This is a genomic window from Phyllobacterium myrsinacearum, from assembly GCF_014138285.1.
In the GTDB taxonomy this organism is placed as follows: Bacteria; Pseudomonadota; Alphaproteobacteria; order Rhizobiales; family Rhizobiaceae; genus Phyllobacterium; species Phyllobacterium myrsinacearum_A.
Map to the genome: position 1 here is coordinate 361,314 of NZ_JACGXN010000001.1, position 26,213 is coordinate 387,526.

Below are 26,213 nucleotides of genomic sequence, written 5' to 3' on the forward strand. Positions count from 1 at the left end.
CTGCCGTTGCCCCCCCGCCAACAGCCAAGAAGCCGCCCAGATTGACAGCGCCCTTGTCGATTTTGCTTTTCTCACCGAAAACGCCTGCAAAACCGCCAACGCCACCGGTCGCGTCACCGCTCCACGCTGTCACGCCGTTGACGGTGACGTCCTCGACCTTGCCTTCGGTCTCCACCTCCAACTTACCGCCATTGTTGACGGTGACGATGCCTGCCGTTGCCCCCCCGCCAACAGCCAAGAAGCCGCCCAGATTGACAGCGCCCTTGTCGATTTTGCTTTTCTCACCGAAAACGCCTGCAAAACCGCCAATGCCGCCCTTCCCCTCACTGTTCCACGCTGTCACGCCGTTGACAGTGACGTCCTCGACCTTGCCTTCTGTCGTCACTCTCAGCCTGCCACCATTTTCAACGATGACAGTGCCTGCCGTTGCGTCATCATAGACCTTCAACAAGCCGCCCAGATTGACGATACCCTTGTCGATTCTGCTTTTCTTACCGGAAATGGTTGCAACACCGCCAATGCCACCCTTCCCCTCACTGTTCCACGCTGTCAGGCCGTTGACGGTGACATTCTTGACCGTGCTTCCTGTCGTCACCTCCAGCTCACCGCCATTGTCGACGGTAACGTTATCTGCCGTTGATTTGGTCGCAATTTGCATCAAACCATCTTTTTCGACAGTGCCCTTGCCGAGCTTACCAGCGATATAAGCAAAACCTCCATTCACGGCGAGGTTATCAATTTCACCGTCTTCTATGACATTCAGGTTGCCACCTGCATTGACCAGGATATCCCCCGCCGTTGCTTTTTTGGAAACTATCATGGCGCCGTCCAAATTGATCGTTCCCTTGTCGATCCGGCTTCCCACACCCGAGACTTTCGCAAGGCCGTTGACGGTGACATTAGTCACCTTGCCTTTATTCATTACCAACAGCTCACCGCCATTTTCGATGGCGACAGTGCCTGCAGTTCCCTTGTTAACAGTCAAGAAACCGCCCAACTTGACGGTACCCTTGTCGATCTTGCTCTCCTCATCCATGACGACTGCAATACCGCCAATGCCGCCCTCCCCGTCGCCGTCCCACGCTGTCACGCCGCTAATGGTGACATCCTCGACCGTGCTTCCTGTCGTCACCTGCAGCTCGCCGCCATTGTTGACAGTGACAGTGCCCGCCGTTGCCTTATGGAGAACACCCAACAGGCCGCCAAGCTCGACGATACCCTTGTTGATTCTGCTCTTCGCACCGGAAACCACTGCAATGCCGCCAACGCCACCAGTGAAGTCACCGTTCCACGCTGTCACGCCATTGACGGTGACATCCTCGACCGTGCTTCCTGTCGTCACCACCAGCTCACCGCCATTGTTGACGATGACAGTGCCTGCCGTTGCCTCGTTTTCTACCCTCAGCAAGCCGCCCAGATTGACGGTACCCTTGCCGATCTTGCTTTTTCCACCGGTAACCAACGCCTCGCCGCCCAAGCGCGTCTGATCCTTCTGATCCTTTACTCCAGCTACTTCAGCTCGCGTGCCGTTGACGATAACCTCATTAGCCGTTGCGCCGGATTGAACCAACAACTCTGATCCATCACCCGGGCCAACTACAATCGTTCCGGTCGCCTTGGCTTTTTCGCCCTCAAGCGACAAAGTTCCCACGATACCCTTCGCAGCGCCACCTTTCCTGTTTTCCACGACACCATTCCTGATCTCACCTTTGACTACAGCCGCGCCAAGCACGGTGATGTCGCGTATCAGTTCATCCGCCTTGAATGTCCGCCACGGTTCGTGAGCAGTGACTTCCACGTCTTCGGCAGGCGGCGCCGGGTCAGTCTCCGGCGACGCGGTTGGAGCGATCTTCGTTGGTGCGGGTGATTGTGCGGTTGGTGCAGGGGCGTCAGCTTTCTTCTCAACCGCCTTAAGGTGAGCCTCTGCTGCAAGCTTAGCTAATCTATTGTATTCTGCGACCTTGGCTGTTTTTTCCTTAAAAGCAGCGTCGTCGTCAGTCTTCTTCTTGGCAGCGGTCTCGGCAACCTGCTGTTTCCTTTTCGCCTCAGCGGCGGCGTACTCGGTTTCGAAAACTACCTTAAGCGCAGCGTCGTCGTCAGTCTTCTTCTTGGCAGCGTTGAGCTTATCCGTGAGCACAGGAGTGGTGCCAGTCGCAGGCGGCGTTTCAGGATCCGCCAATACCATCGTGCCGGAACCGGCCAGCAGCATAGCCGTGCAGGCGCTGCACAGGAGATGGTTGCGGAGGGTGGAAATGCGGTTTGGACGTGCGGATGCAGCCGCAGCTATGGCGTGAAAAGGCATGAAATATGACTCCCAATATAAATATCAGTCAAAAAACAAAAGTACCGTCAAAAAGACGAATCGAAATAAAATGCAATGTGAATTCATAGATTCATAGGGCAGAGCAAAGTTCAAGCGATCATTTGAAAAAACACATGCCGTTTTTGCCTGGTGTGGCAAAGAAACAATAGTATCATACATCTAAAGTTGTATGGATTGTTTGTTTACCATCTTAGGTAGCGCACATTGCGAAACACAGCGCGTGGATGAGCCGGCCAAGGTTGAACGTCAGTCCTGATATGCAGGCTCCGGTTGCACAGACAGCCCTTTCCAGCACGACGTCTCCACGATCACCGCGTGTCCTCCCACCTTTAGCCGGGCTGGGGTGTGGGATCAAAGAACCGGTGGCCCGGCTTATCCTTGTCACGGGTGCGTTTGTCTTTGGCAACGCGCTCATAGCGCACGCCCGGAAAAATCATGATCTGTGCGGGTGTCGACCGCGGCTCGGAACTGGTTGCCATGCGCTCGCGCATGGCGCTGCTTGGAAAGGTAATGACAAACCCCATTTCATCCATCCGTTTGGCTCGTTGATCTCCTTGATACGCAACGCGCATGCTGGTCTTGGGCTCATGCTGGTCTATGCATCCGGCCAAAGCGCCGGATAACGTGGCTGCCTTGCTCCCCATGGGGGTGCGGACCGATCCCGATCCGCTCGCGCGCGACTGTTTCGCGCATAATTTCATTAGACACCCCTAGGGTTAACGGATTGCTAACGCTTCATGGCTCATTTTAGCCATTGTCTGGTAGCGTTGTGCGTAATCGAGTGGAGTGTGTTCGTGAAGTATCCTGAGTTTCGGGCACTTGAAGACCGCAATGGCGGCAGCAAGGCTGACGATCTCCTGACCGCATCGATTACCGCCTTCTGCTGCGTCGCAAGGCCAGCAAAGAGCGATGCCCGGCAGCTTGAGGATCTTGCCGTTCCGCTGCTCGCCCTCGCCTCGCCGCGCGTGCGCCGTCATGCCGCCGCCGCCCTTTCCGAAATGCCCCATGCGCCCAAACGCCTGATTCTGGCGCTGGCCGAAGATGACGTGGATATTTCCGCGCCGCTGCTGTTGCGCTCGCCAGTGCTCAAGTCAGACGATCTCATCGACCTTATCCAGCACAGGGGGATCGGCCATGCCCGCGCCATCGCCCGGCGGCACATCGAAGACCCAATGCTTTTGCAGACCCTGCGCCATTTTCACGACCCGGCCATCGACCGCGCCCTGGCGCTGCAAGACGGACTGCCCGTCAGCGAGAAGGAAAACCCCTTGGACCTTACGGAAACCGAATCGCCGCGCCTGCGCGAAACCCGCGAAGCCCTGCGCGCGCTGATGCGCGAATCCGATACCGGCCTTTCCACGGATCAGGCATTGGCCGATGCGCTGATCGATGCCGCCCTGCTCGACCAGACCCACGCGTTCCGCGCTGCCTTTACCAAGGCGCTTGATCTCGACAGTGAAACGGCCGAGCGCATCATCGGCCATGGCCTCAATGCGGAGCTGACCATTGCCCTTGCCTCGCTCGGCCTTTCGGCAGAAGCGGCGCATCTGGTTCTGACCGGGCTGTTCGGTCTCGTGCACAAGGACCTGCATTCGCTGCGCCTGTTCGTGCTGTCCTACCGGCAGATCGATCAGGACAAGGCGCAGGTGACGATCCAGCGCTGGAAGACCGCGGAAAACTCGCAGAAGCTGCGGCAGAAACTGCGGGAGATGGCGGCGGATTTCGAGCGCGGCGGCAGTGCTTCGGCGTCGAACCGCAAGGTCTCCTGACGCCGTCTAGTCTGCGGCGAGCGGAAACAGGTCGCTGCGGTCGCCCCGATAATCCTCGATTTCGACAATCCACAGATCCCGGTCCCAGCGCTTCTGCTTTTCCAGATCCGCGTCCACGTCGCTTTCCGCAACGGCGGACTTCAGCAGGGAGAACAGCCGCTCGTCGGGCTTGGTCTCGTCATAGACCATCTGCGGCGCCGGACCGAACAGGTCATAGGTGCCATCAGGATTGCGGAATTTGATGAAGATCGCCCCGGCTTCCGCTGCGCCCTTGTTGCCGAGGGCGGCAAAGGCGCCGGTGCCATTGATGCGGCGCACCAGCGCTGAAACCCAGAATTCCGATGTCAGACGCATGTTTGGCTGCCTTTGATCAACATGATCAATTGATCAGGCCGATTTCCTGCATCTTGGCAAGCAGTTTCGCATCGGGCTCGCCTGTCACAGGCAGCTTGAACAGGTTCTGGAATTCCGTGATCGCCGTCTTGGTGCTGGCGCCGACCTTGCCGTCAATCTCCACCTTGTCGTTGCCGAACGCGCGCAGGCCCGCCTGAATGCGGACGATCTCCGCCGGGGCAAGGCTGCTGCCTGCGGGCTGTTTGGCCGCGCTTGATGGCATCTTGTCAGCGGGTGTGGCCGATATGGTCTGAACGGTTGCCTTCTCCTCGCCGTGATCCGGCTTGGCAGCGGGTATCGCGATGCTGGCGGTGGTGTCACTGGCATTGCCGACGGCGGGCTGGGTCTCGATGCCCATATCCGCCGATGCCTTGCGATAGGCTTCGATGGCGGCCCGGGTTCCCTTGCCGGCAAGTCCGTCGACGGCGCCGTTGTAGAAGCCGAGCGCCAGCAGCTTCTGCTGCATCTTTGCCACTTCGGCATCGCCTCCGGGTGCGAGCACGGGATCGCCATTGATGGCGGCGGCAACGGGATCGGGATTGCTCTGCGGCACCGGAACTGAGTTCACCCTGCGGACCGGCGCATCAACCGCGCTCTGCTTCTGCGGCGTGCCAAAAACGCTGCCATCATGTTTGATGGGCTTGAACACCAGTTCCGGCCGCGTGCGGAAAAACACGCCATCATGGCCCTGCGGCTGGTACCACAGCGCATTGGCGGAGATGAAACCAAGGGTGACGAGAAAGGCTGTCGCACCCCCGGTTATCGTGGGGTTGCGGGCAATCACTCCGCCCAGACCGATGGCTATACTGGCCATACGGCCGCGCTTGGGAGCACGGCGCTTCCTGCTGTCAGGCCGATTTGCGGGCTTCCGCATGGGAACCTCCCTCACTGTCGCTGTCCGCTCTGAATTCGACGATGTTGACCGGATCGACCGGAACCGGATCGATGCGCGGACCGGCGAGTGGAATAAGAACATGCACCACCGTGCCCTGACCGGGACGGCTGCGAATATCCATCTGGCCACCGTGCAGGCCGATCAGGCCCTTGACGGTTGCAAGACCAAGGCCCGTGCCTTCATGCTTGCGGGTGTAATCATTCTGCACCTGCCGGAAGGGCTGGCCGAGTGTCAGCAGATCCGCTTCGGCGATGCCGATGCCCGTATCACTGACGGAGAAAGCCAGCATATCATCACGCACGCCCGCATCGATGGTGACGACGCCGCCGCTTTCGGTGAACTTGACGGCGTTGGACACCAGATTGATGAGCACCTGCTGGAGGGCGCGCTGGTCAGCAACGACAGCGCCAATGTGCTTGCTGACGCGGTCGCACAGCGTGACATTCTTTTGCGACGCCTGATGCGCCATCATGTCATGCACCATGGTCACCGCGTCCTTGAAGGCGAAGGTCTCGGCCATGATCGGATAGGTTCCGGCCTCGATCTTCGATACGTCGAGGATCGCATTGACCACGGAAAGCAGATGCGTGCCGGACTGGTGCACCAGTTCGACATACTCGCGCTGGCGGGAATCCGGCAGCTTGCCGCAGATTTCCTGCAGCAGCACATCGGAAAAACCGATGATGGAATTGAGCGGGGTGCGCAGTTCATGGCTGACGGAGGCGAGGAAGCGGCCTTTGGTAATCTCGGCCGTTTCGACCTGCGTGCGGGCCGCATCCAGCGCAAAGCGGTCAGCAACCACATTGGAAATATCCGTTGCCACGACAACGAAACCATTGTCCCGGCTGTGGGGGACACCGGACAGGCGATAGGTGGCAAAGCGCACCGCATGGCCTGCTTTCGCGGTGTCACTGGCCGCAACGCAGCGCAGTTTCACCTCGGCGGATACACCGACCACACCATCGCGCAAGTCCGACAGGAAGGAAAGGAAGTGTACGCGATCGGATACGTGCACACGATCGAGCAAGGCTGTGCCGATCAGCAGGCTGCGGGCCATGCCGAAATGCTCCTGCGCCTTATAGGAGAGTGCTGTGATCATGCCGTCGCGGCCAAGACCGATTACCACGCCATCAATGGCGCTCTCGAGATCAGCCACCCGGTCGTCGCGGCGCGCTTCCTGGCCGCGTGCCACCAGCGCGCTGGCGCAGCGGACAAGCAGCGACGCGCCGTAACCCAGCGAGGCGAGCAGCGAGAACGCTGTCAGGGTGACATTGCCACCCATCCACATCGACACGCCGAAGAGAACGGCAAGAACGCCAACGGCGATACTGCCGGATGCCATCAATGATTTCCGCGAGCGGTAGACAAACCAGGCTTCGAGCGGGATCGCGGCGCCCATGATCCAGAGCAGGAGATTGGCGGAAGGTGCCGTGACGCTGATCAGGCCAATGGCAATTCCATAGGATGCGAGTGCAGCCAGACCGATCATCGTGCTGTTGCGGACAAGCGAAAGCGTGCCGCAAAAGATCATCGGCAGGGCAAAAACACCGACGCCGAGGCTGAGCATGCCACCAGCTTCACTGAACAATGTGTGGCTGGTGGCCAGAGCAACCGCCAGTAAAATCGGCATAACCAGAAAGGCGCCGGCCATGCGGGCGTCCCTGTCGCGCTCGGCAGAGCCGGCAACAGATGTGCTTACCCAGTGCTTGCAATGGCGCCGGTAGGCATCAGCAATTTCGGGTAGTGTGACGGAATGAATCGGCACCAGTTTTTTCCTGCTTTCCGTGAGAGCCGGCCGGGGCCGAAAGCATCACGGTCATTTCAATGTCGCCGTTAACCTTCGCAGACGAGGCTTTAAGGAAAGGATAAAACCCGGGCGCCAGATGCCCTGCGCAACCGGTTTCGGGCGAATGTGAGGGGGCTTTTCAATGCATGGTAAATGAAGGGTTTCGGGTTGCCGCCCATTTTCCCGTCGAATCGGGAAACCGGCTTTTTCGCCGCCAAGATTTCTTAATCCTTGGTTTCTATGATCACTCAAATGCAAAACCGCGTCTCAACGGGTTTTTGCCGGGTCTGTGGCAATGTCTCAGCGTAGGTGGCTCCTGGGAAGCCGCTTCTGTGTTGGCAGAGGATATCTGAAATGTTCTTCCTGATCAGGTTTGCGATCAAGTTCTGCTTCTGGATGTTTTTGATCTCGCTGTTCATTCCAGGCGGGTCAAAAGACAATCCGCAAGGCACCGCCCAGCCCGGCCCGCTCGAGGCATTCTTTGCTGCGCGCGAGACGATCAGTGATCTCAGCCAGTTCTGCACACGCAATCCCAATGCATGCGAAACCGGCAAAGCCGCGCTGAACAATGCCGGCGTTCGCGCCAGTGAGGTTGCCAAAGTCGGCTATCAGTATCTCGACACCCAGCTGGGCAACAAGACAAACAGCGCTGATGCAGCCGTTGCCGCGGCGCATGAAGAGGCGGACACCAATGCGGCGGCGGCCAGCGCATCTGACAAGAGCGACCTGATCAAGTCGAAGCTGCGCGAGATGGCACTGCGCGAAATCCTTGATGCGGCTATCCGCCAGCGCGAACAGGCCAGTACCGTCGACAACAAGACGACAGGTACAATTGCGAAGAAGTAGCCCTGCGACAGGAAAAACGGTGACGTCAGGCGTTCCCGTCACTATATGTGCCTCATAACAGCAGAGACTGGATCTATGGCACAGACAATTGACGACATCATCGCGGATTTTGACTTTCTCGACGATTGGGAAGACCGCTACCGTTACGTCATCGATCTTGGCCGCGAGTTGAAGCCCTATCCGGATGCTGCCCGCGACGCGGCGCACAAGGTCAATGGCTGTGTCAGCCAGGTCTGGCTGAAAAGCACACTCGGTGACGGTGCTGACCCGATGATCGAGTTTGTCGGCGATTCCGATGCGCATATCGTACGGGGCCTCGTCGCCATCATGATGGTGCTTTATTCCGGCAAGAAGGCATCGGAAATTCTTGCTGTCGATCCGGAAGCCGTCCTGAAAAAACTGGGCCTCATCGAAAACCTCACGCCGCAGCGTTCCAACGGCTTGCGTTCTATGGTCGCCCGTATCCGCAACGAGGCGCAGACGGCCCTGGGATCAGCCAGCGCCACGCAGCACTGAGGACGCAAGACTCCGGTGCTGTTCCCTCACCGCGGCATTCCGGACAGTGCGTGGTTCGTGGGATGCAACCACTCCCCCATCCCTTATTTTCATCTGCCGCGCTCTACCGCACGATCGAAGGGCGATAATCGTCCGCCCCCCAATGAATAATGCGTGGATTTTGTCGTGATGGGGATGGTGGACAATAGTGCCGGTCGAGCGCTGCCAGCGCCGTTTTGAGAATCAGCTTGGCGGAGCGTACCGGCCACTGCCGCTCACGCTCGACGATCTCGAGGCCCTTCAGGAAACAGCAGACATCGACCAGCACGCCGGAAAGTTCCGGCCCGACGGCTTCCAGTGCCCGTTCCACCCGATGCCGCGCTGCCAGTGCGGCATCGGTGATCTCCAAAACACCATTGCCGGAGCGATGGCTTGCGCCCGTTCCCGCGGCACTCCAGTTGACGCCAAGAGCGGGCATGAGATTGCCCAGCGTATAGTCGTTGCGCAGCCGCTCACCCGCCTTGAAGGCGGCTTCACTGATCAGCGGCCTGCCGGATGAATCCCTGCGCTTGTGCAACAGGCCGAGCGGAGACTCCCCATCATTGCGGCGTACGCGTGCCGGGCCATTTTTGTCATCCACGACAATGACCGCCTCGCTGCGGTGCTGGGCGGCGTAGATATCCGCTCCGCTATCGGCCCGGCGCAGAAATGCCCTGCCCGTATCGGTAATTACCACTCTGCTTGCATTTGACGCAGCCAGTCCCTGCCGCAGAGCGTGTTCGAGTGCCGAGCGTTCTACAGAGATTGCCCCGCCACCACGGCTTTCCAGCATCATTTTACCATTTCCCGCTGCAGCGGCCGCGGCCTGCGACTTCAGGAGGAAGCACAACAATCTGCGCAGCCCCGCGCTGTTCTTGCGAGGATCGGTCATCGGCGCACCATGCCGCTGCTGATGAACGCTGCCCTCAGGATATTCTCTATGGTTTGGATAATGCGATCAAATTCCGGCTCATCACGCATATCCTCGATGAGATGGCAGGCATGATGAACCGTGCTGCGGTCACGTCCGAAGGCGCGTCCAACCTCCGACATGCTCAGCGACAGCGCGACATGGGCCGCATACATCCCGATCTGCCGGACACGTGCCACCGACCGCTCGCAACGGGAGTGCGAACGAAGGTCACGGCCGCTCACATTAAAGAAGCTCGACAGTATATCGATCACACTGTCGCAAACCTGATAGAGACGCTCATCCAGCGGCTCGTCATCATCCGGTATATAGGGCTTGATCGCCTTTTGCCGTGAACGACCCTGACGAAGAATATCGATCACCGCGCGCGCCTCGGCGGCGGAGCGGATCACATGGGGGAAATTCTCGGACATTGTCGCTCCACTTCATTTATAGGAATATCTTCTTATATTATTCCTATCAAGGTCGTGGATAAGTTTTGCCCCTATAGCGCATTAACATGCTGTTTTAGAAGCGATATTTCTTTCCGCATGAATTAAATCTAGGACTCTTATCCTACAAATAACAAACCGACACATAATGGTTCCATCCCCATATCAAGGATGGAAACATGGCCCATATCGAATGGATAAAAGAGCGGGAGGCTTTTCTGGCTGCCAGAGAAGCAGAGCGCAACACAACGCGTCAGCGCATCGCCCTGCAAATTCTCTGCGGTGATGATCTTGACGCGATGACGACGTGCAGCACAGCGGACAAACTAAGCTATTGCCGGCGGTTGAAGCGGCTGATCGAGAGAGAAAGGATCAAGGGTGGCAAAGGGCACTGGAGCTATGACCTGAACCGTCACATTGGCCTCAAACAGGCTCTGGACACATTAAAGAAATCCATACAGATAACGGATCTCCAGGCATAAACGCATAAAAGAAAACGGCGCCCGAAGGCGCCGTTTGCGGATTGTCTGAAGCTGCTGTCAAGCGGCCTTCTTACGCTTGCGGCCGAGGCCCATGTTCTTGGCCAGACGCGAACGAGCAGCGGCGTAGTTTGGTGCAACCATAGGATAAGAAGCATCCAGGTCCCATTTTTCGCGGTACTGTTCAGGGGTAAGACCATAATGAGTCATCAGGTGACGCTTCAAAGACTTGAACTTCTTGCCGTCTTCGAGGCACACAATGTAATCATCCGCTACGGATTTCTTCGGATTGATTGCAGGTTTTGGCTTTTCCTGAATCGCGACGACTGCTTCTGCACCACTACCGACCCGACCAAGAGCAGCGTGAACGTCAGCAATAAGCGTTGGAAGATCTCCAGATGGCACCGAATTGTTGCTTACATAAGCAGCAACCAATTCAGCTGTAAGTTCCAAAAGAACATCACCAGCAGCTGTGTTTGAATTGTCGAATGTTGTCATCAAAGTCCAAATCCTTCATCTAATTTGAAAACTGGGTATTACTCGGGAAAGCAAGCAGTATAAATCTGCGAATATCAGAAATCCTGACACTGATGGCGACACTGTATTCAGGATAGAGCTCAAATTGTCAAATCAATACTTCACAAAAAAAAGAAATATTTGTAATTTTTCCTTGATATAGAATTTACTTAAGCCTTCTCGGCGATTGAGGCAAGAAAGCCAAAATCCGATTACACATGAGATAACATAAATGTTCACACGTGAACATCCGTACAACACCACTAAGACCAAAAATGGCAAAAATGAGGAACCAATCCTCATTTCACAAGCATTCTATAATAACGGATATTGCTGAATGCAGTCTCGAAACCTACGATAGAACATCCCATGACAATATTGACCTAGTTCTGTTTTTGACCAAAGGGACAATTTACGCGCGATAAGGGCGGGAAAACCAAAGAAAACACGTCCTTTCCGAGGAGAAAACCTCTCGAAATTGCCAGCGGTCATTCCTTCGCATCCCCGGACCCAGCCATTTGGGTAAACAACGCCAGTATTGTTACAAGAAGTTGTGTGCAACAATTCATTTGGGGCGATGGTTGTTTCACTGGTGAAATGCCCCACATGGGATACGAAGAATGCCTTGGCATCACACGCACCGGCTGCGGTTTGGCCGCCTTTGTCCTGCGGCCTTTGCAGGATTGACGAATCCTTTGCAGATGTGATCATCGTATGCTTCGGCGGGAACCCGTTATGCTGAGAACAATCTGCGGCGGTCCCGTCCCACTCACTGTATCCGAAAGTATTTCATGACCAAGACATCCCGTTTTGCCACCCTTCCCGCCCCGCAATCCGTCAAACATCCCGTTTCAGACACGCGTCACGGCATTACCCGCGTGGACGATTATGCCTGGATGCGCGCCGAGAACTGGCAGGAAGTCTTCAAGGACCCCACAGTGCTTGACCCGGCGATCCGTAGCCATCTGGAAGCGGAAAACGCCTATCAATCGGCGCTGATGTCCGACACCAAAGCGCTGCAGGCCAAGCTTTTTGACGAGATGAAGGGGCGCATCAAGGAAGACGACTCATCTGTCCCGTCAAAGGACGGGCCCTATGCGTACGGCACGTCCTACAAGACGGGCGGTCAGCATCCGCGCTTTTTCCGCACGCCTCGTGACGGCGGTGCGGAGACCATGTTGCTCGACGGCGATCTGGAGGGTGATGGCAAGGCCTATTTCAGCCTCGGTTCTGCCGACCATTCTCCTGACCACGGGAAAATGATCTGGGGGTTTGACGATAAGGGGTCCGAATTCTACACGCTGAAGGTGCGCGACCTGACAACGCTGAGCGACGCGACCGACGTGGTCAGCGATACATCGGGCGGCGGCGTCTGGAACGCCCAGTCCAACGGATTTTACTACACGAGGGTTGATGCCAATCACCGTCCCTCACGCCTGTTTTACCACGAGCTCGGCCAGCCCGAGAGTGCGGATCGCCTTATCCATGAAGAGAAGGATGCGGGCTTCTTCCTGGGTGTTGGCGGCAGTTCGCTTGACGATTTCATCTTCATCGATTGCCATGACCACGAAACCTCGGAAGTCTGGCTTCTTGACGCCACAGATGCAGCTTCGGAACCCAAGCTCGTCGCAGCGCGTCAGCCCGGTGTGGAATACAGCCTGACCGAAGGCGGCGATGTTTTCTACATCCTGACCAATGCGGATGGTGCCAAGGATTTCAAGATCATGAGCACACCTGTCATGACGCCAGAACCGGAAAACTGGACCGAAGTGGTCGCCCACAAGGCTGGCCGCCTGCTGCTCGGTCACGGTGCATACAAGGACCATCTGGTCTGGCTGGAGCGGGAGAACAGCCTGCCGCGCATCATGATCCGCAATCGTCATTCAGGCGAAGAACATGCCATTGCCTTTGATGAGGAGGCATTCTCGCTGGGTCTGCAGGGCAGCCCTGAATATGACAGCGAGGTCATCCGCTTCTCCTATTCGTCGATGACCACGCCCTCGCAGCTTTATGATTACAATATGCGTACACGCGAGCGAACATTGCTCAAGACGCAGGAAGTGCCGTCCGGCCATAATCCGGACGATTATGTCACCCGCCGCTTGTTGGCCCCGGCAGCGGACGGTGAAACCGTGCCGGTCTCCATCGTCTATCATCGCGACACCAAGCTCGATGGCTCGGCGCCCGCACTGCTTTATGGCTATGGGTCCTACGGTTCGACCATTCCTGCCAGTTTCAGCACCACGTGCCTGTCGCTGGTCGACCGCGGCTTCATCTATGCGATTGCCCATATTCGTGGCGGCAAGGACAAAGGCTATGCCTGGTATGACAATGGCAAACGCCTGCACAAGAAGAACACGTTTACCGATTTCATCGCTGCGGCGCGGCATCTTGTTGCCGAAGGCTTCACCAGCCACGACCGTATCATCGCCCAAGGCGGGTCTGCCGGCGGGATGCTTATGGGAGCAGTCGCGAACATGGCGCCGGAAGCCTTTGGCGGGATCATCGCCGAAGTACCGTTCGTCGATGTCATCAACACGATGCTTGATGATACTTTGCCGCTTACCCCGCCCGAATGGACCGAATGGGGCAATCCGATCACCTCGCCCGTCGACTATGCCTACATGGCGTCCTATTCGCCCTATGACAATGTGGGCGGCAAAGCCTATCCACCTATTCTCGCCGTTGCCGGTCTGACCGATCCCCGCGTCACCTACTGGGAGCCGGCGAAATGGGTTGCGAAACTGCGCGAACTCAAGACCGACGATAACCCGGTCCTCTTCCGCATCAACATGGATGCGGGCCATGGCGGCGCCTCAGGCCGCTTCTCCCGTCTGGAAGAAGTTGCCTATGTCTATGCCTATGCCCTCAAGCTGGTTGGCAAAACAGCGATCTGATTCAAAGGCATGTCCGCACCTCCTGCCGTTCGCTTTATCCTGCGGGCGGCAAGGTGGTAGCGGAGATGTGTTTGATGCCGCATCGCATTGCGGTTACATGAGTCCCGATTTCGGCTATAAAAGCGCCAGGCGCTTGTGGGGAAGCAACCTTAGACTTGATTCACTGCGGAGGTTTTACGATGAAACGAAGCGCTCTTGTCCTCATGTTCGGTCTCGGATTCGTGGCCCAACCCGTGCTCTCGGTCATGGACATGGCCGAGGTGCAGGCGGCAGTGCGCAAGAATGTCAGCGAATATGCCGGCGAGCGTTGCAACACACCACCCCGCGGTTCGGGTGTTATTGTCGGTCAGTACAGTGGAACGACGGATAACCCGATCATCTCCATGGGCGGTGACAATGTTCCCGTATCAGCCTATCGCTGCTTCAGGTCCATGGAAGAGTGTCAGGGCTGGCTCTATACGATGCGCAGCAAGTACACCGACGGGATCTCCGTGCTGATCAACTGCAAAAAGCACTAGATTACGGCCCGGGCTCAAAGCTCGCCGCTCACCCGTTTCCTCACCACTTCCAGACTGTCCTCGGCCGAGCCAGCCGCGAAGGCTTCCATTGCTTGACCGGCAGAAACTTTGGCACGCACGAACATGGCCGCCTCGTACGCCCGCACCGCCGAAGCTTGATCTCCGTTTCCCGTCAGAGCATCGGCAAGGTCCGCAGCGTCCCGCAACGCGAGGTTCGCGCCCTCGCCAGCCGGTGGCATGAGATGCGCCGCGTCGCCAATCAGTGTCACGCCTGCGCGATTTTCCCAGCTATGCCCGACAGGCAGGGCGTAGATTGGCCACGGCCGCACATCGTCCTCCCCCGCGTGTAAAAGCTGAAGCAGTTTGTTGTCCCAGTCGGCGAAATGCGCCAGAAGACTAGCTTTCGTCTCCACCAAGAATGCCTCCTCCTGACGCGGCAAGGCTGCATAAACGCGGATATGTGCATTGGCATTGCGTTGGGCAAAAATCGACCTGCCGTCCCCCTTGGCAACGGCCGTACCTCGTCCAACCAGCGCAGCGACCTCCGGGTGGCGCGTATCGGCGTCATCGATGGAAAGTTCATACATGGTCAGCCCCATATGCCCGGGCCTGATATCGGACACCAATGGACGCACTTTTGACCATGCACCGTCGGCACCGACGACAAAATCAAACTGCTCAACGGCGCCGTTTTCAAAACGCAGTTCAGTAGCACCGTCTTCCAATTGGACGGCCTGGCTGAGCCTGTGTCCCCAGCGGATCGCATCCTGCGGAATGGACTGCACCAGCAGGTCACGCAACTGGCTTCGATCAATCTCCGGGCGATCGCCCTCGGAAGCGTCATTGCCGTAAACAAGCGTACCGTGTTTGTCGTAGAGCCGCATGCCTTGATCTTCATAGCGGGCAAACTTTTGGAACTCCGCAAACAATCCCGCGCGTTTCATCGCATATTGTCCGGTCTCGGGGTGAAGGTCGAGCATACCGCCCTGCGGCCTGTGCAAGGGTGATTCATCCCGTTCGAACACCGTGAACGGCACACCCTTCAAATAAAGCATGCGCGCAAGCAACAGCCCGGAGGGGCCCCCGCCAACAATCGCAATTCCTGTATTCTTTGACATTTTGATAGTCTCTCTGATAAATAACATAGGGTCCTATTATTATATCATAGGACCCTATGCAAGGAGAATCAGCATGACAGATCCAGACCCGCGGCAAACCCCGTCTTTCCTCATCAAGCAGGCTGCGCGGGAATTGATGCGCCAAGGCGAGGAACGCCTGCGGCCGCTTGGGCTTGGCGCTGCCTATCTTCCGGTTCTGGTGGCTTTGAAGAACGGCGAAGCCTCGACACAGGCGGATCTCGCCCGCCTGCTGCGTGTCGAACAGCCCTCAATGGCCCAGGTGCTTGGCCGGATGGAACGCGATGGATTTATTCAGCGCAAGGCCGATCCGGCCCACAGGCGGAGTCAGATCATCGAATTGACGCCGCTGGCATTCGAGCGCCTTCCCCTGGCCTATGCGGCCCTCAACGAGGGCAACATCCTGGCGATGACGGATTTTTCCGCCGATGAAGCGGCGCAGTTCGTGGCTTTCCTCAACCGGGTGAATGCCAACCTTCGCAGCGAGGTCGAGACAGTCAGGTAGTCAGGAAGGTTGCCCCTTCCAGACGATGTCGCTGATAACAAGCTTCTTCGGGATGATCTTCAGATCATAGAACTCATCGGCCAGGGCCTGCTGATAGGCGATGGCCTCTGGGGTGATGGCGGCCACATCGCCGAGCCGAACGCCTTTACGTGTCAGCGTAATCCTCTGGATATCCTCAGGCACGCCGGTAATTTTTGACAGGGCAACAACGGTTTCGTCCAGGTTATCCTGTGCCGCGCGGCCGACCTTCGCCAGCTCATCGAGCACTTCGCTCAGGATATCGCCATGGGCAGCGGTAAAATCGCCGTTGCTGAGAAAATAGGACCAGCTGTCGACAATGCCCCGGCCCGTTGCCAGAACACGCGTCTCCGGCCGCTTTTCGGCGATGGCCAGATAGGGATCCCAGATTGACCACGCATCGATCTGGCCTGAAGCAAAGGCTGCGGCGGCATCGGGCGGAGAAAGGTCTGATGCCTTTATGTCATTCACGGTCAGGCCCGCCGTCCGCAACGCTTTGACCGTAAAATTATGCGCGCTCGAGCCTCGCTTGAAGGCAACGCGCTTACCCCTCAGGTCAGCAAGCGTTCTGACGGGCGAATCCTTTCGTACGAGAATGGCCGAGCCATCCGGCGAACCTTTGTAGGTTCCGGCATAGACCAGATTTCCACCGGCAGCCTGGGCAAAGAGCGGCGGCACGTCGCCGGTCGGTCCGAAATCGACTGCACCAGCACCAAGAGCTTCCAGCAGCGGCGGTCCTGACGAAAATTCGGCCCAGCTCACGCCAACGCCCCGTGCTTCAAAGCGTTTCTCCAGCGCGCCTGTGCCTTTGGCCAATGCCAGAACACCGCCCTTTTGCCAGCCGATACGCAGGGTCTTGAGCGGGTCGGCAGTTGCGCGGGCGGTCAAGGGCACAAGCGCCGTAACGGCGGCCGTACCAAGCAGGGCGAGAGTCTGTCTGCGGTTCAACATCGATGCCATCCTTTCCATCTCGTGCGTGCTGCCACGGGCAGGCGCCTTGCATCACAGGATGGGGTAAACAACCGATCGGATCGACGTCATAGATATTGAACAATGCACCGCATCGGGAAAATCATTCCTCCGCGCCCCGGGGAGAATGAAATGATTTGACCCCGGAACTGCCGGACTTGGCGTCTCAAGGCTTGGGAAAACCATTCGGATGGGCGGGAATGGCCTTCAAATAGGCGGCAATCGCTTCGCGGTCAGCAGGCTCCAGATGCGCCATGTTCAGCACCACATCGGTCATGGAACCGCCGAGCGAGTCGAAATCCGGCGTGAAACCGCTTTCCAGCGCATACGTGATGTCTTTCTCAGACCAGCTGTCGATACCGCCCTCGCCGCCCGTGATATTGGGAACGACACCCTTGCCCTCGGGAGCCTTTGCGCCTGCGAGCCAACGTGTCTTGTCAAGGCCGCCAATGGCATTGCGCGGTGTATGGCATTCGCCGCAGTGACCGGGACCTTCCACCAGATACTGGCCGCGTTTGATCGCATCCGTGGCATCGGCAATGGTCAGCACCGGATCGGATGACAGATAGAGCCGTTTCCACAAACCCAATCCCCGGCGAATCGTGAACGGAAAACTCAACCGATGATCCGCCGCGACATTGTCCGATGGTGGAAGCGTTTTCAAATAGGCGTAGAGATCGGCGATATCCTGCACCTGCATGCGCGCATAGGACGTGTAGGGAAACGCAGGATAATAGTGCCGCCCGTCCGGTGACACACCGCTGAGCATGGCATTGGCAAGATCTTCAAATGACCATTTGCCAATGCCTTTGTCGGAAGGAGAAATATTGGGGGTGACGAACGTACCGAATGGAGTGACCAGTTCGTGGCCACCGGCAAGGACCAGTCGCGCATCGCCACTGGCGCCCGGAGCCGCATGGCAGGAGGCACAGCCTCCCGCCCAGAAGACGCTTTCTCCACGCTTTGCATCGCCCGGAGCAGCAGTTGCCAGCTTTGCGGGATCAACCCGCGCTGGCGCCGTCAGGAACCAGAAACCGGCTCCCCCGGCAATTGCAACCACAATGATGAGCAGCAACAGCTTGCGGATCAATGTGTCTCCCCCAGTTTATTCAATCAGTTCTTCTTGATGCGGTAGGTCTGATGGCATGCGCCGCAATTCTGTGACACCTGCGCAAAGGCAAGCTTGAAGCTGGCAAGATCCTGCGGCTTGGCTGCCGCAGCAGCGGTTGCATCAGCCTTGTACTTGTTGACGGCAGCAACGAAACCGGCATTGTCTTCCCATATTTTGGGTGACGCGGTGGTCTCACCGCCGGTTTCGCTGCCGACCGGAAAGAGTTTTGCCGGATCAATCTTCTGCGCATCGTCGTTCAGCTTGTTGAGCGCTGCCAGCACAGCTGCTGCATCGAACGGCTTTTCGCCTTTTGCAATGGGGGCGAGACTGCCCACGGCTTTGCCCTGATCCTTCATCAGCGCCTGCCGGTCAGCAATCGGATCTGCACCGGCCGCAGCCGAAAACACCGCAAGGGCCAGCAAAGGCGCCGCAGCAAAAGCAATCCGTCTCTTCATGAATGTCTCCCAACTCTCGTGGCTTCAAATAATGTGGCTTCAAGGGTTTCCATGTGCACTCTAGAGTAAACATCCCGGATTGCACCCGCGTCATACGATCACATTTTCGTATGACAGATAGTGGCTCGCATACGAAAAACCCCGGTTTTGAGCCGGGGTTTTTCTATCTCGTTAGATACGGCGCCATCTGCGATCATGGCGATGATGCCAGTATGGACGATCCCACCGGCGATCATAGCGATGATAGGAACGGCGGTCCCAGCGACGGTCCCACCGGCGATCATGACGCCGGTCCCATCTGCGGTCCCAGCGGCGATCATAACGATGCCAGCGGCGATCATAACGACGATCATAGTCGCGATAGTACTGAACCGTCTGCAGGCTGGTATTTGCAGCGGCTGGCCCCGTTGCCGTGATGGGTTTCTCGACAGTCATCGGCGCGGCGGAAACCGGTCCAGCTACTCCGAGGGCTCCGATCGACATCACGACGGCAAAAAGAGCTGAAATCAACTTTTTCATAGTGCCTCCAGTGAAAAGCATGGTGAGTGAAACATGCATTTCGACGTTTTAAGTCCCTAGAGAATAGACTTAAGTCTAATCCCATGAACCAGAGATGAATAATCAATATGGCGGCGCAAAGGCATACGGGGAAAGCCTGATCACATATAAAAACGAGCCGTGCGAATGCGTGAAAACACCATTCGCACGGCCCTTTTTGGCGATGACCGGAGGATCAGGCCGCACCGGTTGAACAGGGCGAGCTATTCATTCGTACCGAGCGCCGAGAATATCTCGTGTGCGATGCGGACTCTGTCTTCATTGGGGTAGTTTTTATTTGCCAGAATGACGATACCCAGCCGCTTTTCAGGCACAAAGGCGACGTACCCGCCGAAACCATTCGTCGACCCTGTCTTGTTGATAAGCACGTCATCACGCGGGGCCTGCGGCGGCGTGATGGCCGTAACGGATATGGGCTTGAGCATGTCACTGGAATTGCTCTGCTGCAGGGTGTTGAGATCGACAGGATAGGCATACTGCTCCCATATCAGATCCTGGGTCATCGGCCCCACCTTGAAATAGCCCGTATGGGTATCGGTTATGGCTTGCTGAAGTTTTCCGCCGAGCTTGTGCATGGCCATGTTCGCTTCCACGAAATGGATCAGATCGGTGGCTGTGGTTTTAACACCATAAGCTTCCGATGACAGGACGGCCTTGCTCACGCGGGCCGGTTCATCCTTCCTCGTATAGCCTTGGGCATATTCCGCCATTTTGCTCTCGGGCACGTCAATATAAGTGCTGGTCAATCCGAGCGCGGGGAACAGATCGCCTTCCATCAACGCGGCAAAGTCCTTGTTCATGGCCTTGGCTGCAATGAAACCCAGCATCCCGATACTCGGATTGGCGTAGGTTCTGTATGCCCCGGCCTTGTAGGCCGGTTTCCATGTCTGGAAATAGCGCATCATCTGGGCGTCGTCTTTGACATCATCCGGGACCTGCAACGGGAAACCGCCCGGTGTATGTGTTCCGAGATGAAGGAGGCTGACATCGCCAAATGCAGTACCCTGCATCGATGGCAGATACTTGCTCGTCTTGTCAGAGAGCGAAAGCTGGCCGTTTGCCTGCGCCAGTGATGCCAGCGTTGCGACGAAGGTTTTGCTGATTGACCCGATTTCAAAGAGTGTGTCCGGCTTGACCGGAATGCCGGTTTCCTTCGAGGCTATCCCATAGTCGAATATGTAGGGCTTTCCATCGACGGTGATACCGACGGCCATTCCCGGAATATTGTATTTTTCCATCATCGGCCTGATCGCCGCGTCCACGACAGTCCTGACCTTGTTCCCCTGTTCGTTGGCCGCATGGCCGGCGATCGTTGACGTAGCCGTGGCAAGCAGGACACACGTCAATACGCGGGTTGCTTTGGAGATCATGTGTGGGGCTTCCTTTGCTGATCAAGGGATACGGCGAGGTATAAGCTTCCTGCCGTCTCCCGCATTCATTCTGATGACCGGCATCTATTTATTCTCCTGTAAGGCCGTGTCAAAACATGATATCTCGGGCCAGACATAAGAAAAACTAGGCCATCCATGGTTCGACCCTTTCTCCCGCTCAATGGCCTGAGGGCCTTCGAGGCATCCGCACGGCATCTGAGTTTCACCCGCGCTGCCATCGAGTTGTGCGTGACGCAGGCCGCCGTGAGCCAGCAGGTCAAAAGCCTCGAAATGCGATTGGGCGTACCGCTTTTTCAACGCCTGCCACGAGGGCTTAAGATTACTGCCGAGGGCGAAGCACTTTTACCCGTGGTGACAGGCTCCTTCGATCACATGGCAGACACCCTCGAGCGCATCGAGGGCGGCCATGTCCGCGAGTTGCTGTTTCTGGGTGCCGTCGGAACATTTGCCGTCGGCTGGCTTCTGCCCAGACTGCCGGACTTCCAACGCCAGTTTCCCTTTGTCGATATCAGGCTGTCGACCAATAACAACCGCGTTGATATGGCGGCCGAAGGACTGGATTTTGCCATTCGCTTTGGCAACGGTGCCTGGCACGGCACCGATGCGACCCGCTTGTTCGAGGCCCCGCTGTCCCCGCTCTGCGTTCCGGAACTGGCGCAAACGTTGCGCGAGCCTGCTGATCTTGCCAATCACACGCTGCTCAGAAGCTACCGAACGGATGAATGGAACACATGGTTCTCGGCGGCGGGCACACCGGCGACACCGCAATTGAACAGGGCGATCGTGTTCGATTCCTCCCTCGGCATGATGGAAGCGGCCCTGCAGGGAATCGGCGTGGCACTGGCGCCACCCCTGATGTTCTCGCGGCACCTGGTGGCAGGCGCTGTCGAACAGCCATTCCAGACGTCAATCTCTTTGGGGAGCTACTGGCTGACGCGGCTGCAGTCGCGTTCGCTGACGCCAGCGATGGCCGCTTTCGCAGAATGGATTGTTTCACAGAAGTGATGACGCGGATCTGACCTCACACCTCCAACCGAAAATGTCCATCGCCATGTATCATCCTGCAGTTCTGGGATGTCAGGCAATCGGGTAGACTTCTTCATGCTGGTGAGTCGAAGGAAGAGCCCGTGAAGAAAAAACGCGCCGACCACGTATGGGATGTTCCGCCTTCGGCGCGCGGCAAGCCTGCACGGCTGACGGTTGCGACATGCCAGTTTCCGGTCTCGCACGATATCAGTGCCAATCTTACCCATATGCTGGATCTTGTTGCCAGTGCCTCTTCCGCTGGCGCGGACGTGGTGCATTTTCCCGAATGCGCCCTCTCCGGCTATGGCGCCGCGACATGGCCGTCCTGGGACGATTTTGAATGGGCAACGTTGAATTCCGCCATGGACCGGATTGCCGAAGCTGCCCGCGCCCATGCGATCTGGATTGTCACCGGTTCGGTCCACTGGGACCCTGCCCATGTGCGGCCCACCAATTCGCTGTTCGTCTTTGATGACAAGGGTGCAATTGCCGGACGTTATGACAAACGCCGCTGTTCGACCAACGATCTGCGCGCCTTTGCGCCGGGCACCACGCCGCTGACCGTCGATATCAAGGGCGTGCGCTGCGGATTTCTCATTTGCCTCGACTGGGCTTTCCCGGAGCTCTGGCAGGAGCATGCCGGGAAAGTCGAGATGGTCTTCCACTCCTGTTATACGGACAACGTTTCGCGCGACCGGATCGAGGCCCACACGATCCAGCCTTTGATTCAGGGCTATGCCTGGCTTAATCAGTACGCCATCAGTTCCTCAAACTCGTGCCGGCCGCGCCAGAATTTTCCCAGTTTCTGGATCGAGCGCACCGGCCATCGGGGTGGCACCGCGACGCCCGATGCAACCGGTCTTATCCTGAATGCTCTCACTGATGACCCTGAACTCGATGCCTTTTGTGAGCGGGTGCTTGAATTCCGCCGCTCGGCAAGTGACGGCAGCCTTTATGCGCCGTATCTGGAAGCCAACAAGACGTGATGCAGCCACTGCCAAAATATGGCATGATCTGACAACACACTCTTTCATCCGAGTCCGTCTTGTCCCGATCCCAACGCCTTCTCGACCTTATTCAGACCATGCGGCGCTACCGCCGTCCGGTCAGCGGCAGGGTGCTCGCCGAGGAAACCGGCATCAGCATTCGTACGCTCTATCGTGATATCGCGACTTTGCAGGCACAGGGCGCCGATATCGAGGGCGAGCCTGGACTTGGCTATGTCCTGCGCCCCGGCTTCATGCTGCCGCCCCTGATGTTCACCGAGGAAGAGATCGAGGCGCTGGTGCTCGGCTCCCGCTGGGTGTCCAAACAGCCTGATAACCGGCTCTCCACTGCAGCACGCGATGCCCTCAACAAAATCGCAGCCGTCCTGCCGGACGACCTGCGTGACAATGTTGACGCTTCTACCCTTCTCGTTGGTCCCAGGGAAAACCACACAACCGAAGGGGTCGACCTGGCCAGTGTGCGCAAGGCGATCCGCAGCGAGCGCAAGCTCGACATCACCTATCGCGACCTCAACGGCAGCGAATCCAGCCGGCTGATCTGGCCCTTTGCACTGGGCTTCTTCGACAAGGTCCGCGTCATCATCGCGTGGTGTGAGTTGCGTCAGGATTTCCGGCATTTTCGCACCGACCGGTTGTCGCGGCTTGCGGTAACGGACATCCGCTATCCCAAGCGTCGCCAAATCCTTCTGAAAGAATGGCGTGACAAGCAAGGGATTGCGCAACCAGATTGATCGCTACTGCCAGAAACTGGCAGCATGTCGTTCTATGTTGCTCCTGTCACAACTTGAAGGAGACATATTATGGCCAACCCGAATCTCATGATTCTCTATGTTGCCGATGCACCCGCCAGCCGCACCTTCTACGCGGATCTGCTCAAGCGCGAGCCACTTGAGGAAACGATCAATTTTGCCATGTTTGCCCTTGATTCCGGGCTTCTGCTCGGCGTGTGGGCGCGCGAGAAGGTAGAACCCGCAGTAACCAGCATCAGCTCAGGCACCGAACTCGTGTTCAGCGTGGAGACGGATGGTGAAGTCAACGCGACCCATAAAGATTGGGCAGCGCGCGGTCTGCGGATTGTCCAGGCCCCGGTACACATGGATTTCGGTTATACTTTTGTTGCGCTGGACCTTGACGGTCACCGCCTGCGGATGTTTGCGGCAACCCCTGAAGGAGCAGCCCAATGAGCGGGCATTGGATCGCAGTTGCTTCGGCGGAACATGTCCGCCGCGGGCTGCAGGAAGGCTTTATGCAGGTCTGTCATGGCAAGGAAGGTCCGCTCAAGCGTATCAAACCGGGTGACGGGGTAATCTATTATTCGCCCACCGAGATATTGGGTGGCAAGGACCGCCTGCAGGCGTTTACCGCCATCGGCCTGGTGCAGGAGGACGAAGCCTACCGCTTCGACATGGGTGGAGGGTTTGTGCCATGGCGCCGCAATATCGACTGGTTCGATGCAACGGAAGCGGAAATCCGGCCGCTTCTGGACGGGCTGAGTTTCACCAGGGGAAGGGAGAACTGGGGTTACCAGTTCCGCTTTGGCGTTCTTGCCATAAACCCGGAGGATTTTGACCTCATCGCGGGGGCAATGAATGCCCGCGTGCCACAGCGGGCATGATCATCAAGGATGATTCATCGCCCCGGATGGTGTGAGATGACGGGTTGCAGCCCAGAAAATCAACGCGAGCATACTGATGCCGGCACCTGAAAGACAGACGCCGGTCCACCCCGCATAGGCGTAGATCAACGTTGACCCCAGCGAGCCGATTGCACTGCCGATGGAATAGAAGATCATGTAACCGGCCGTCAGTCGGCTCTGTGCTTCCGGACGCACACGATAAATCAGGCTCTGGTTGGAAACGTGAACCGCCTGCAGGGCAAAATCGATGGTCACGACGCCGATGACGAGAAACCAGAGCGACGATTGCATGAACGCCACCGGTATCCACGACAGGAGCATGATTGTCAGCGCGGCGCCTGTCGTGCGCTGGGCATAGCCCCGGTCAGCCCATCCGCCTGCCCTTGATGCTGCCAGTGCGCCAGCGGCACCGGCAAGGCCGAACAACCCTATTTCAGTGTGTGAAAGCAAAAAAGGCGGAGCGCTCAACGGCAACACGAGCGGGGTCAAGAGCATCGTGATATCGGCGAAGATAAACATGGCGATGATGGCGCGGACGCGCAGCACCGGTTCTTCGATGAACAGCAGGAAAACAGACTTGATCAGCTTCGGATAGGTAATTTTGACGCGCTTCACTTCATTGCGCGGCAGAAAGTGAAACAGCAAGACTGCGATGACCAGTGTCAGGACCGCAGAAACCGCATAGACTGATCGCCAGCCTGCAATGTCAGACATTGTACCGGCAATGGTGCGGGCGAGAAGGATGCCGATGACGATGCCGCTGGTGACGATACCGACCACCCGTCCCCGCTCATGCGGCTTTGCCAGACCGGCGGCATAGGCGACCAGCGCCTGCGTCACAACGGCCAGCAGGCCGATGGACGCCATGGCCACAAGCAGGGCGAGAGATGTCGGGGCAAAACAAACAACCAGCAGGGCCAATGCGGAAAGTATTGACTGGCCAGCAATCAACCGGCGGCGGTCGATAAGGTCCCCCAGAGGCACGATGAACAGCAGGCCAAGCCCGTAACCAACCTGCGAAATCGAGACGATAATGCCGATGGTCGCATGGCTCATGCCAAAGCTGTCGGCGATCGCATCAAGCAGAGGTGGAGCAAAGTAGACATTCGCCACAGCCAATCCGCAAGCCACAGCGAACAAAAGTGCCAGAGGACGTGAGAATTCTATAGGCTTTAATGCGTCTAAGGGCGTTTTTTCGGTAACTTCACCCCCATAGACCGCTTGTCCGCCGCCTATGACCAGATTATCGTTCTGTTCAAGCTTCATCGCATCCCCCGCGAATGTAGTTGCAAATTAAAACCCATTGCCTCATAGCTCCATTGGTTTTATATTGCAACCACCCTTCGCGGAGGATTCATAAGATGAGCACTGCACTGCGACCAAAAAAGGGGGACTACAATGGTCAAGCGAACGAGCCACAAGGATGATCCATGCCCGGTGGCAAGGCCACTGGATGCGATCGGAGACTGGTGGTCACTGCTGATAATACGCGACGCGTTTGAGGGATCGCGGCGTTTTGGGGAATTCCAGAGAAGCCTTGGCCTGGCCAAGAACATCTTGTCGACGCGGCTGCGCAATCTCGTTGCCCACGAGATCTTTACGGTGGAGCCCTGTGCGGATGGCAGCGCCTACAATGAATATGTCCTGACCGATAAGGGTCGCGGCCTATTCCCGCTGCTTGTTGCCTTGCGGCAATGGGGTGAGGAATATTATTCCGACAGCTACCAGGGTACAGTTCAACTGGTCGACCGTGAGACGGGCCGGCCCGTGCGTCGGCTGGAGCTGCGCTCCGATGACGGCCGCCTGCTCGGCCCGGATGATACGGTGGTTGTCGGACACTAGTGGAACGAATTTGACATTCGCATCCCATTTGACATCACGCGAAACAAGCGAATGTCAAATTCAAAGTTCCACTAGAATTATAGACTTGCTAGTGGTCCTTTGATTCTGACATTTGCCTGAATGGCCTGTATCAAAGGGTTGCAAATGTCAGAATCGGACCACTAGCGGCGAAAAGCCGCCGGCAGGCCTTTAATCCGATCACACTGAAAACGGCCTCGTGGATACGGGGCCATTTTCTTTG

At 57.3% G+C, this 26,213-nt stretch carries 28 protein-coding genes and 1 pseudogene; 13 read left to right on the forward strand and 16 right to left on the reverse strand.

Annotated elements, in window-relative coordinates; genetic code table 11:
- Together FHW16_RS01870 and FHW16_RS01875 are read right to left on the reverse strand one after the other, a co-directional pair.
- Positions 1–2,302: pseudogene (locus FHW16_RS01870) on the reverse strand (hypothetical protein); the annotation flags it as partial.
- A gap of 350 nt (positions 2,303–2,652) precedes the next feature.
- Positions 2,653–3,024 carry a hypothetical protein gene (locus FHW16_RS01875; RefSeq protein ID WP_182547469.1) on the reverse strand — a complete coding sequence of 124 codons (372 nt, stop codon included), beginning with the start codon at positions 3,022–3,024 and terminating at the stop codon, positions 2,653–2,655.
- A gap of 93 nt (positions 3,025–3,117) precedes the next feature.
- Here FHW16_RS01875 and FHW16_RS01880 point away from each other — a divergent pair, with 93 nt between their 5' ends.
- Positions 3,118–4,092 (forward strand): DUF2336 domain-containing protein, encoded by a 975-nt coding sequence (locus FHW16_RS01880; RefSeq protein ID WP_182547470.1) that lies wholly within the window; start codon positions 3,118–3,120, stop codon positions 4,090–4,092.
- A gap of 6 nt (positions 4,093–4,098) precedes the next feature.
- On the opposite strand, the gene FHW16_RS01885 is transcribed toward FHW16_RS01880, so the two are convergent.
- The 3 genes from FHW16_RS01885 to FHW16_RS29200 are packed head-to-tail and all read right to left on the reverse strand — an operon-like array spanning position 4,099 to position 7,145.
- Positions 4,099–4,446 carry a DUF1491 family protein gene (locus FHW16_RS01885; protein ID WP_182547471.1) on the reverse strand — a complete coding sequence of 116 codons (348 nt, stop codon included), beginning with the start codon at positions 4,444–4,446 and terminating at the stop codon, positions 4,099–4,101.
- A gap of 25 nt (positions 4,447–4,471) precedes the next feature.
- On the reverse strand, positions 4,472–5,359 hold the full coding sequence (locus tag FHW16_RS01890; protein ID WP_182547472.1) for a peptidoglycan-binding domain-containing protein: 888 nt from the start codon (positions 5,357–5,359) through the stop codon (positions 4,472–4,474).
- Positions 5,334–7,145: an ATP-binding protein gene (locus FHW16_RS29200; protein ID WP_182547473.1), complete on the reverse strand. Its 1,812-nt coding sequence runs from the start codon at positions 7,143–7,145 to the stop codon at positions 5,334–5,336. The genes FHW16_RS01890 and FHW16_RS29200 overlap by 26 nt, the downstream gene beginning before the upstream one ends.
- 375 nt (positions 7,146–7,520) lie before the next feature.
- Here FHW16_RS29200 and FHW16_RS01900 point away from each other — a divergent pair, with 375 nt between their 5' ends.
- Complete coding sequence (locus tag FHW16_RS01900; protein WP_182547474.1) at positions 7,521–8,012, forward strand: DUF5330 domain-containing protein; 492 nt, start codon at positions 7,521–7,523, stop codon at positions 8,010–8,012.
- 75 nt (positions 8,013–8,087) lie between these two features.
- Positions 8,088–8,528: a SufE family protein gene (locus FHW16_RS01905; RefSeq protein WP_182547475.1), complete on the forward strand. Its 441-nt coding sequence runs from the start codon at positions 8,088–8,090 to the stop codon at positions 8,526–8,528.
- Between the two features lie 103 nt (positions 8,529–8,631).
- Here FHW16_RS01905 and FHW16_RS01910 read toward each other — a convergent pair whose 3' ends face one another.
- Together FHW16_RS01910 and FHW16_RS01915 are read right to left on the reverse strand one after the other, a co-directional pair.
- Positions 8,632–9,438, reverse strand: coding sequence for a DUF6456 domain-containing protein (locus FHW16_RS01910; RefSeq protein ID WP_182547476.1), 807 nt, complete (start codon positions 9,436–9,438; stop codon positions 8,632–8,634).
- Complete coding sequence (locus FHW16_RS01915) at positions 9,435–9,890, reverse strand: helix-turn-helix domain-containing protein (RefSeq protein ID WP_182547477.1); 456 nt, start codon at positions 9,888–9,890, stop codon at positions 9,435–9,437. The genes FHW16_RS01910 and FHW16_RS01915 overlap by 4 nt, the downstream gene beginning before the upstream one ends.
- 197 nt (positions 9,891–10,087) lie before the next feature.
- Between FHW16_RS01915 and FHW16_RS01920 the strand changes: the two genes are divergently transcribed.
- Positions 10,088–10,390: a cytoplasmic protein gene (locus FHW16_RS01920; protein WP_182547478.1), complete on the forward strand. Its 303-nt coding sequence runs from the start codon at positions 10,088–10,090 to the stop codon at positions 10,388–10,390.
- A gap of 57 nt (positions 10,391–10,447) precedes the next feature.
- Here FHW16_RS01920 and FHW16_RS01925 read toward each other — a convergent pair whose 3' ends face one another.
- Positions 10,448–10,885 carry a MucR family transcriptional regulator gene (locus FHW16_RS01925; RefSeq protein ID WP_182547479.1) on the reverse strand — a complete coding sequence of 146 codons (438 nt, stop codon included), beginning with the start codon at positions 10,883–10,885 and terminating at the stop codon, positions 10,448–10,450.
- Positions 10,886–11,218: 333 nt separating this feature from the next.
- Positions 11,219–11,614, reverse strand: a complete 396-nt coding sequence (locus FHW16_RS01930) for a hypothetical protein (protein ID WP_182547480.1) — start codon at positions 11,612–11,614, stop codon at positions 11,219–11,221.
- Between the two features lie 80 nt (positions 11,615–11,694).
- On the opposite strand from FHW16_RS01930, the gene FHW16_RS01935 reads away from it, so the two are divergent.
- Positions 11,695–13,800: a S9 family peptidase gene (locus FHW16_RS01935; RefSeq protein ID WP_182547481.1), complete on the forward strand. Its 2,106-nt coding sequence runs from the start codon at positions 11,695–11,697 to the stop codon at positions 13,798–13,800.
- Between the two features lie 179 nt (positions 13,801–13,979).
- A complete protein-coding gene (locus tag FHW16_RS01940; RefSeq protein WP_182547482.1) occupies positions 13,980–14,318 on the forward strand; it encodes a metallophosphoesterase in 339 nt (112 codons plus the stop codon).
- A gap of 14 nt (positions 14,319–14,332) precedes the next feature.
- Here the strand turns inward: FHW16_RS01940 and FHW16_RS01945 are convergent, their stop codons facing one another.
- Positions 14,333–15,436, reverse strand: coding sequence for an FAD-dependent oxidoreductase (locus tag FHW16_RS01945; RefSeq protein ID WP_182547483.1), 1,104 nt, complete (start codon positions 15,434–15,436; stop codon positions 14,333–14,335).
- A 73-nt stretch (positions 15,437–15,509) separates the two neighbouring features.
- Between FHW16_RS01945 and FHW16_RS01950 the strand changes: the two genes are divergently transcribed.
- Complete coding sequence (locus tag FHW16_RS01950) at positions 15,510–15,959, forward strand: MarR family winged helix-turn-helix transcriptional regulator (protein WP_182547484.1); 450 nt, start codon at positions 15,510–15,512, stop codon at positions 15,957–15,959.
- Here the strand turns inward: FHW16_RS01950 and FHW16_RS01955 are convergent, their stop codons facing one another.
- From FHW16_RS01955 to ampC, 5 genes are all read right to left on the reverse strand, one after another.
- Entirely contained in the window at positions 15,960–16,928 is a 969-nt protein-coding gene (locus tag FHW16_RS01955) for an aliphatic sulfonate ABC transporter substrate-binding protein (RefSeq protein WP_182547485.1), read from the reverse strand.
- Positions 16,929–17,112: 184 nt separating this feature from the next.
- On the reverse strand, positions 17,113–18,036 hold the full coding sequence (locus FHW16_RS01960; RefSeq protein ID WP_182547486.1) for a cytochrome c: 924 nt from the start codon (positions 18,034–18,036) through the stop codon (positions 17,113–17,115).
- Between the two features lie 23 nt (positions 18,037–18,059).
- On the reverse strand, positions 18,060–18,512 hold the full coding sequence (locus tag FHW16_RS01965; protein ID WP_182547487.1) for a c-type cytochrome: 453 nt from the start codon (positions 18,510–18,512) through the stop codon (positions 18,060–18,062).
- A gap of 171 nt (positions 18,513–18,683) precedes the next feature.
- A complete protein-coding gene (locus FHW16_RS01970; RefSeq protein WP_182547488.1) occupies positions 18,684–19,031 on the reverse strand; it encodes a hypothetical protein in 348 nt (115 codons plus the stop codon).
- Between the two features lie 242 nt (positions 19,032–19,273).
- Positions 19,274–20,440, reverse strand: a complete 1,167-nt coding sequence (gene ampC / locus FHW16_RS01975) for a class C beta-lactamase (RefSeq protein ID WP_182547489.1) — start codon at positions 20,438–20,440, stop codon at positions 19,274–19,276.
- 156 nt (positions 20,441–20,596) lie between these two features.
- Between ampC and FHW16_RS01980 the strand changes: the two genes are divergently transcribed.
- The 5 genes from FHW16_RS01980 (at position 20,597) to FHW16_RS02000 (ending at position 24,109) form a co-directional block, all read left to right on the forward strand.
- Positions 20,597–21,466: a LysR family transcriptional regulator gene (locus FHW16_RS01980; protein ID WP_182547490.1), complete on the forward strand. Its 870-nt coding sequence runs from the start codon at positions 20,597–20,599 to the stop codon at positions 21,464–21,466.
- 122 nt (positions 21,467–21,588) lie between these two features.
- Complete coding sequence (locus FHW16_RS01985) at positions 21,589–22,473, forward strand: nitrilase-related carbon-nitrogen hydrolase (protein ID WP_182547491.1); 885 nt, start codon at positions 21,589–21,591, stop codon at positions 22,471–22,473.
- Positions 22,474–22,532: 59 nt separating this feature from the next.
- Positions 22,533–23,225 (forward strand): helix-turn-helix transcriptional regulator, encoded by a 693-nt coding sequence (locus FHW16_RS01990; protein WP_182547492.1) that lies wholly within the window; start codon positions 22,533–22,535, stop codon positions 23,223–23,225.
- Between the two features lie 69 nt (positions 23,226–23,294).
- Entirely contained in the window at positions 23,295–23,678 is a 384-nt protein-coding gene (locus tag FHW16_RS01995) for a VOC family protein (RefSeq protein WP_182547493.1), read from the forward strand.
- Positions 23,675–24,109, forward strand: coding sequence for an EVE domain-containing protein (locus FHW16_RS02000; protein ID WP_182547494.1), 435 nt, complete (start codon positions 23,675–23,677; stop codon positions 24,107–24,109). Before FHW16_RS01995 ends, FHW16_RS02000 begins: the two co-directional genes overlap by 4 nt.
- A 3-nt stretch (positions 24,110–24,112) precedes the next feature.
- Here the strand turns inward: FHW16_RS02000 and FHW16_RS02005 are convergent, their stop codons facing one another.
- Positions 24,113–25,396, reverse strand: coding sequence for an MFS transporter (locus FHW16_RS02005; protein WP_182547495.1), 1,284 nt, complete (start codon positions 25,394–25,396; stop codon positions 24,113–24,115).
- Between the two features lie 132 nt (positions 25,397–25,528).
- Between FHW16_RS02005 and FHW16_RS02010 the strand changes: the two genes are divergently transcribed.
- Positions 25,529–25,972, forward strand: a complete 444-nt coding sequence (locus tag FHW16_RS02010; RefSeq protein ID WP_182547496.1) for a winged helix-turn-helix transcriptional regulator — start codon at positions 25,529–25,531, stop codon at positions 25,970–25,972.
- The last annotated feature ends 241 nt before the right edge of the window (positions 25,973–26,213 follow it).